Source organism: Acinetobacter sp. V2 (assembly GCF_001188385.1).
GTDB classification, from domain to species: Bacteria; Pseudomonadota; Gammaproteobacteria; order Pseudomonadales; family Moraxellaceae; genus Acinetobacter; species Acinetobacter oleivorans.
The window spans coordinates 433,958-439,873 of record NZ_JZFB01000003.1; the positions used below are offsets into that span (position 1 = coordinate 433,958).

7 protein-coding genes are annotated in these 5,916 nt (G+C 39.7%); 6 read left to right on the forward strand and 1 reads right to left on the reverse strand.

What is annotated here, in order from left to right:
• Positions 1-62: 62 nt before the first annotated feature.
• Positions 63-1,484 (reverse strand): cysteine--tRNA ligase, encoded by a 1,422-nt coding sequence (cysS, locus tag UC75_RS12910; RefSeq protein ID WP_049837839.1) that lies wholly within the window; start codon positions 1,482-1,484, stop codon positions 63-65.
• Between the two features lie 213 nt (positions 1,485-1,697).
• Here cysS and UC75_RS12915 point away from each other — a divergent pair, with 213 nt between their 5' ends.
• The 6 genes from UC75_RS12915 to UC75_RS12940 form a co-directional block, all read left to right on the forward strand.
• Positions 1,698-2,675 carry a KpsF/GutQ family sugar-phosphate isomerase gene (locus tag UC75_RS12915; RefSeq protein WP_049837840.1) on the forward strand — a complete coding sequence of 326 codons (978 nt, stop codon included), beginning with the start codon at positions 1,698-1,700 and terminating at the stop codon, positions 2,673-2,675.
• A 3-nt stretch (positions 2,676-2,678) separates the two neighbouring features.
• Positions 2,679-3,218: a KdsC family phosphatase gene (locus UC75_RS12920; RefSeq protein ID WP_049837841.1), complete on the forward strand. Its 540-nt coding sequence runs from the start codon at positions 2,679-2,681 to the stop codon at positions 3,216-3,218.
• A 37-nt stretch (positions 3,219-3,255) separates the two neighbouring features.
• The gene (gene lptC / locus UC75_RS12925) at positions 3,256-3,804 is read left to right on the forward strand and encodes an LPS export ABC transporter periplasmic protein LptC (RefSeq protein ID WP_049837842.1); all 549 of its coding nucleotides are present in this window, start codon (positions 3,256-3,258) and stop codon (positions 3,802-3,804) included.
• Entirely contained in the window at positions 3,788-4,336 is a 549-nt protein-coding gene (gene lptA, locus UC75_RS12930; protein ID WP_005303751.1) for a lipopolysaccharide transport periplasmic protein LptA, read from the forward strand. The genes lptC and lptA overlap by 17 nt, the downstream gene beginning before the upstream one ends.
• Positions 4,336-5,082 (forward strand): LPS export ABC transporter ATP-binding protein, encoded by a 747-nt coding sequence (gene lptB / locus UC75_RS12935; RefSeq protein ID WP_003650837.1) that lies wholly within the window; start codon positions 4,336-4,338, stop codon positions 5,080-5,082. Before lptA ends, lptB begins: the two co-directional genes overlap by 1 nt.
• Positions 5,083-5,355: 273 nt before the next feature.
• A partial coding sequence (locus UC75_RS12940; protein WP_164837880.1) for a TolC family protein occupies positions 5,356-5,916 on the forward strand: 561 nt, incomplete at its 3' end.

Below are 5,916 nucleotides of genomic sequence, written 5' to 3' on the forward strand. Positions count from 1 at the left end.
ATGTGAGCACATTATAGAGTGTTTCACTAAAGTGTCAACACTCTTGTGATTTAATTGAACATTTAATCAGCACGGCGCCAAACTGTACCTTGACGCGTATCTTCTAATACAACACCTTGGTCGAGCAAAGACTGACGAATACCATCTGCTTTAGCAAAGTCTTTTGCTTTTTTCGCATCAACACGTTGTTGAATGAAATCTTCAATTTCAGCATCAGACAAAGTAAGCGCTTCTTGTCCAATATCTGATTTTAAGAAATCATCTACATTGTGTTGTACCAAACCTAAAATGTTGGTGAGGTGACGTAATGTCGAATAAAGCACAATCGCTTGGTCAGCTTGCTCTTCTTTTACAGCACGGTTCAATTCTTTGTTCAGTTCAAACAATACAGCCATTGCTTCGGCAGTGTTGAAGTCATCACACATTGCATTATTAAAACGTTCAACAAAGCTTTGATCAAGCGTTTCAGTTGTCGTTTGACCATACACTTGTTGGTAAGCTTTAAATGAGTGATAGAAACGAGTTAAAGAAGTTTTTGCTTCTTTCAGTGCCACATCAGAGAAATTCACAGGACTACGATAATGTGAAGACACAATAAAGTAGCGAATCACTTCAGGGTGGAATTTCTCCATCACGTCACGAATCGTAAAGAAGTTGCCTAAAGACTTAGACATCTTTTCACCATCAACGTTAATGAAACCAACATGCATCCAGTAATTTACATATTGTTCGCCAGTTGACGCTTCACTTTGCGCAATTTCATTTTCATGGTGAGGGAACATTAAATCTGAACCACCACCATGAATATCAAAGTGATTGCCTAGGCAGCAAGTCGACATTGCAGAACATTCAATGTGCCAACCCGGACGGCCATTACCCCAAGGTGATGCCCAAGATGGTTCATTTTCTTTGGCATGTTTCCAAAGTACAAAGTCAAACGGATGTTTCTTTTCAACTTCTACATCAACACGCTCACTCGCACCAGCTTGCATGTCATCAAGCTTACGGCCAGAGAGGCGACCATATTTCTCAAATTTGGTAACTTCAAAATAAACATCGCCATTTGCAGCAGGGTAAGCAGAACCTTTATTGACCAGATTGCCAATCATATTTTGCATCTGATCAATATATTCAGTCGCTTTAGGTGCTTCATCAGGTGCAGCACAGCCTAAATTAGCTGCATCTTCGTTCATTGCATCAATGAAACGAGTAGTGAGCTGCTGAATGGTTTCACCATTTTCATTCGCACGTTTAATGATTTTATCGTCAATGTCGGTAATGTTGCGAATATAGCGAACATTCCAGCCTTGACTACGTAAGAAACGAATAATGTAGTCAAATGCAACCATAACTCGAGCATGCCCGATATGACAGTAATCGTAAACGGTCATACCGCAGACGTACATATCGATGTGACCTTCTTTGCGAGGTACAAATTCAACTTTTTTTCGTTGCTCAGAGTTATATAAAACAAACGGTTGCATAAGGGTTTTCAAACACTCAACAAAAACAGTGTTACATCATAACTGATGCATCATTTTTCACAAAGGTTTATGCAAGAATTTTATAAGCTTGTGAAATCTTATACATTTAAAAACGTGTAGATGATTGAGTTATGTTAGAATGCCCCCAAATCTTTTGATTAAAATCACCGATCTTCATAAGAGATCAGATCAATTATTTTGAGTCAAACTCGTATGCCCAATCCTACAGATTTTCAAAGCAGCGCATTAGCAACCTTGCGTATTGAGCAGCAAGCCCTAGACGTGTTAGCAACACAAATTAATGACAGTTTTAGTCAGGCTTGTGAAATATTGTTACAGTGTAAAGGCCGTGTTGTGATTACTGGCATGGGGAAGTCAGGGCATATTGGCCGTAAAATGGCTGCGACTTTTGCTTCAACTGGTACACCATCTTTCTTTATGCATCCGGGCGAAGCTGGGCATGGCGATTTGGGGATGCTGGTTCGTGGTGACGTTTTAATTGCGATTTCCAATTCTGGAAAAAGCGATGAAATCATGATGTTGATGCCACTCATCAAACATCTTGGTGTACCTCTTATTACCATTAGCCGTACTGATAAAGGGCCAATGCCCCAAAATGCTGACATCGCTTTAACTTTAGGTGAGTCTGATGAAGCATGCCCACTAGGATTAGCCCCGACATCGAGCACGACAGCAACTTTAGTGTTGGGTGATGCGCTGGCTGTTGCTTTACTTGAAGCGCGTGGTTTTACTGCAGATGATTTTGCTCGCTCACATCCTGCTGGAGCATTGGGTAAGCGTTTACTTTTACATGTAAAACACCTTATGCATACAGGCGATGAATTGCCAAAAGTTTCACCAGATACGCCAATGAATCAAGTGCTTTACGAAATTTCTAATAAGCGTTTAGGCTTGACCACGATTGTAGATGAACAGGAACATTTGCTTGGTATTTTCACCGATGGTGACTTGCGTCGTTTAATTGATAAACAGCAAGGTTTCGATGTGAATTTACCTGTTTCTGAAGTAATGACAAAAAAACCGTCAACTATTTCTCAAGAAGCACGTGCGGTAGAAGCTCTACAACAGCTTAACCTGAAAAAAATCAGTCAATTTGTTGTGGTTAATGACCAAAATAAAGTGATTGGTGTAATTAGTATGCATGACCTTATTCAGGCAGGGGTAAATTAATCAATGGCATCTTATGCATTGTTAGAACAAGCACGTCACTTACAGGCATTGGTTCTGGATGTAGATGGTATTTTGAGTGATGGCTTTGTGACTTTAACCAATAGTGGCGATGAGATTAAATCATTCGATATTCGTGATGGTTTAGGCATGAAACTTGTGCAGCAAGCAGGCATGAAAGTCATCATTATTACGGGCCGAAAAAGTAATATTGTTGAAAAACGTATGTCTGATTTAGGCGTAGACCTCGTTTTTCAAGGTCGTGAAGACAAAGGTTTTGCGTTACGTGAAGCTTGTGCACAGTTTAATATTTTGCCTTCCGATTGCTTGTATATGGGCGATGATTGGCCTGATTTATCTGCTTTTGCAATCGCAGGAATGAGTGTCACTGTGCCAAATGGTCATGAAGAAGTGCGTCGCCGTGCGCATTTAGTTACCCAGTCAATGGGCGGACGTGGTGCTGTACGTGAAGTCTGTGATATGTTGCTGATCGCAAAAGGCATTTACCAAGAACTTCTTGAAAAATATCTTGCAGTACCGCATTAATAATAAGATTACTTAAAAAGGTAGGCTATTCCTGCTCATGGATACCAGAGTTTTATCTATTGTTGCTGTAGTTATTGCTGCTATAAGTGGTGGTTATTACTACTATAGTGGCAAAGCAAAAAAACTAGACATTGGTTCTGCGAAGAATATGACATATTCGGCGCAGGGCGTCCATTTGACTCAAACTGATGATCAAGGCAATTTGTATATTCGTGCTGAAGTTCGTCAGCTTGAACAGGATATGCAACAAAAAACATCAAAGTTGGATCAACTTAATGCCTCTATATATAAAGATGGCAAGGTTGATGCGACGTTCTTTGCGAAACAGGCAAATGGCTATGATGATAATCGTAAAGTTATATTATCGGGTGATGTGGTCGCAACGAAACTTGCTCCACAAGGGAAAATTGAATTCAAAACCGATGAGTTAACGGGTTATCCAAAGACCAGAGAGATTGAAACGGATCATCAAGTGGTTGTTCAAGCTCCACAAGGCGATTTTGTTAGCAAAGGATTAAAAGCCAATTTGAATAACGGTCAGTACGAATTTTTTAATATTCGAGGAAAGTATGTACCAAAGTCTTAATTTAAAACGTTCTTCAGCTTTCCTAAAACAAGCTGCGGTTATTACATTCGTTGCTTTATCATCAGCTTCGACTTTTGCATTGCCGTCTGACCGTAATCAACAAATTTCACTCGTGGCAGACCGTGCAACTTATAACGAAAAAACTGGTTTGACGACATACACCGGTAATGTCGTGATTGAGCAAGGTACGATGAAGCTTCAAGCAGATTCGATTGTTGCTACACTAAACTCTAAGCGTGAAATCCAAACCATTACTGCTAAAGGCCGACCATCTAAGTTTCAGCAACAAATAAGTGCTGATAAGGGCGTGGCACGCGGTGAAGGACAGACCATTGTTTATAATGCAGATACGGGCATTATTACATTGAATGGTGGGGCATATTTATATCAAGATGGTTCTAGTATTCGTGGTAACTCATTGAAATATAGTATGAACAAAGGTGATGTTGAAGCTCAAGGTTCATCATCAAATCGTGTACAGATTATTATTCCACCATCAAGTTCAAAAAGCTTTCCAGGAGCGCGTGACTAATGCAACAAGCTCTTCAACAACCCCAAACTTTGTGTATTAAGCACTTAGGAAAAAACTATAGTAAGCGTTGGGTCGTCAAAGACGTATCTTTTAGTATGCAAAGTGGACAGATTGTTGGTTTGCTTGGCCCTAACGGTGCAGGAAAAACAACAAGCTTCTATATGGTTGTAGGGCTAGTGCGTATGGACAAAGGTGAAATTCACCTTGATGATCTTGATATGTCCGATTTGGCAATGCATGAACGGGCACGCAAGGGCATTGGATATCTTCCGCAAGAGGCTTCTATTTTTAGAAAGCTGACCATTGCTGAAAATATTATGTCCATTTTAGAAACACGTAAGGACTTAAATAAGCAACAACGCCAGCAACGACTTACTGAATTATTAAATGACTTTAAAATTAGTCATATTAAAGATTCATTAGGAATGAGCGTGTCTGGTGGTGAACGCCGCCGTGCTGAAATTGCACGTGCATTGGCTGCTGATCCTAAATTTATGTTGCTTGATGAACCATTTGCCGGTGTTGACCCAATCTCGGTTGGAGATATTAAAGATATTATCCAGACTTTGAAGGATCGTGGCATCGGTGTACTCATTACTGACCATAACGTACGTGAAACTTTAGCAATTTGTGAACGTGCATATATTGTGAGTGAAGGGGCTGTAATTGCAGAAGGTACACCACAAGAAATTCTGGATAACGAGCAAGTCCGTAAAGTCTACTTAGGTGACGATTTTACAGTTTAAATAACAAAGTTAATCTATTTGTCTAAAAAGAGGTCAGTGCCTCTTTTTAGTTTTTTTATATTTAGTTTTTAAAAACAATGATTTAACTTATTCATTTAATAGAATTATAATGTGTGAATTATTCCTGCAATTATGCTTCTTTATGCAAAAAAATATGTAGAATGTAAAAGCTTTTAAACGATAACAAACAAGATCAACAAGACAAGCATGATTGGATATAACCAGAGAAGAGTAACAAGGACATGTAAAAAGCCGGCTTTCCTGAAAGGGTTGATGCTTTTAACTTCATTGCATGTACCTGTGGTGATATATGCTGCTAAACCAAGTGAGCAATATCACACCTTAAAAGACAACTTATCACAACTTTTTGCCCCAAAAAGTAGTGATGAATTTAAAGTTGCCAAGATGCAAGAGCTGAGTAATTTTAAGTTAGATCGTTCTAGAGTTCAGGAGTTTCCGACTGTTCAACTCAATGATCGATCGGCTGGATCTTATTCAAGTTTGCCATCAAGCAAAATGACTTTGCAGGAAGCGGTGAAAATCGCAATCCAGCGTAACCCTGATATTTCTCAAGCCATTTCTACTTTAGCTGGCCAAAACGCAGGTATTGATTACGCCAAGGCTGGTTATTATCCACAGCTTTCAGGTGGTATTACTACAGGTGACTTGACTAGTGGTGAGCGTGGTAGGCAGTTGTTGACCTTAAATGCGACTCAAATGCTCTATGATTTTGGCAAAGTTAAATCAGGTGTAGACGTTGAGCAAGCCAAGGTTCAGGTTGAGCAGGCCAATGTGCTGGTCAGCATTGATGATATTGCACTTGATGTTGCGCAG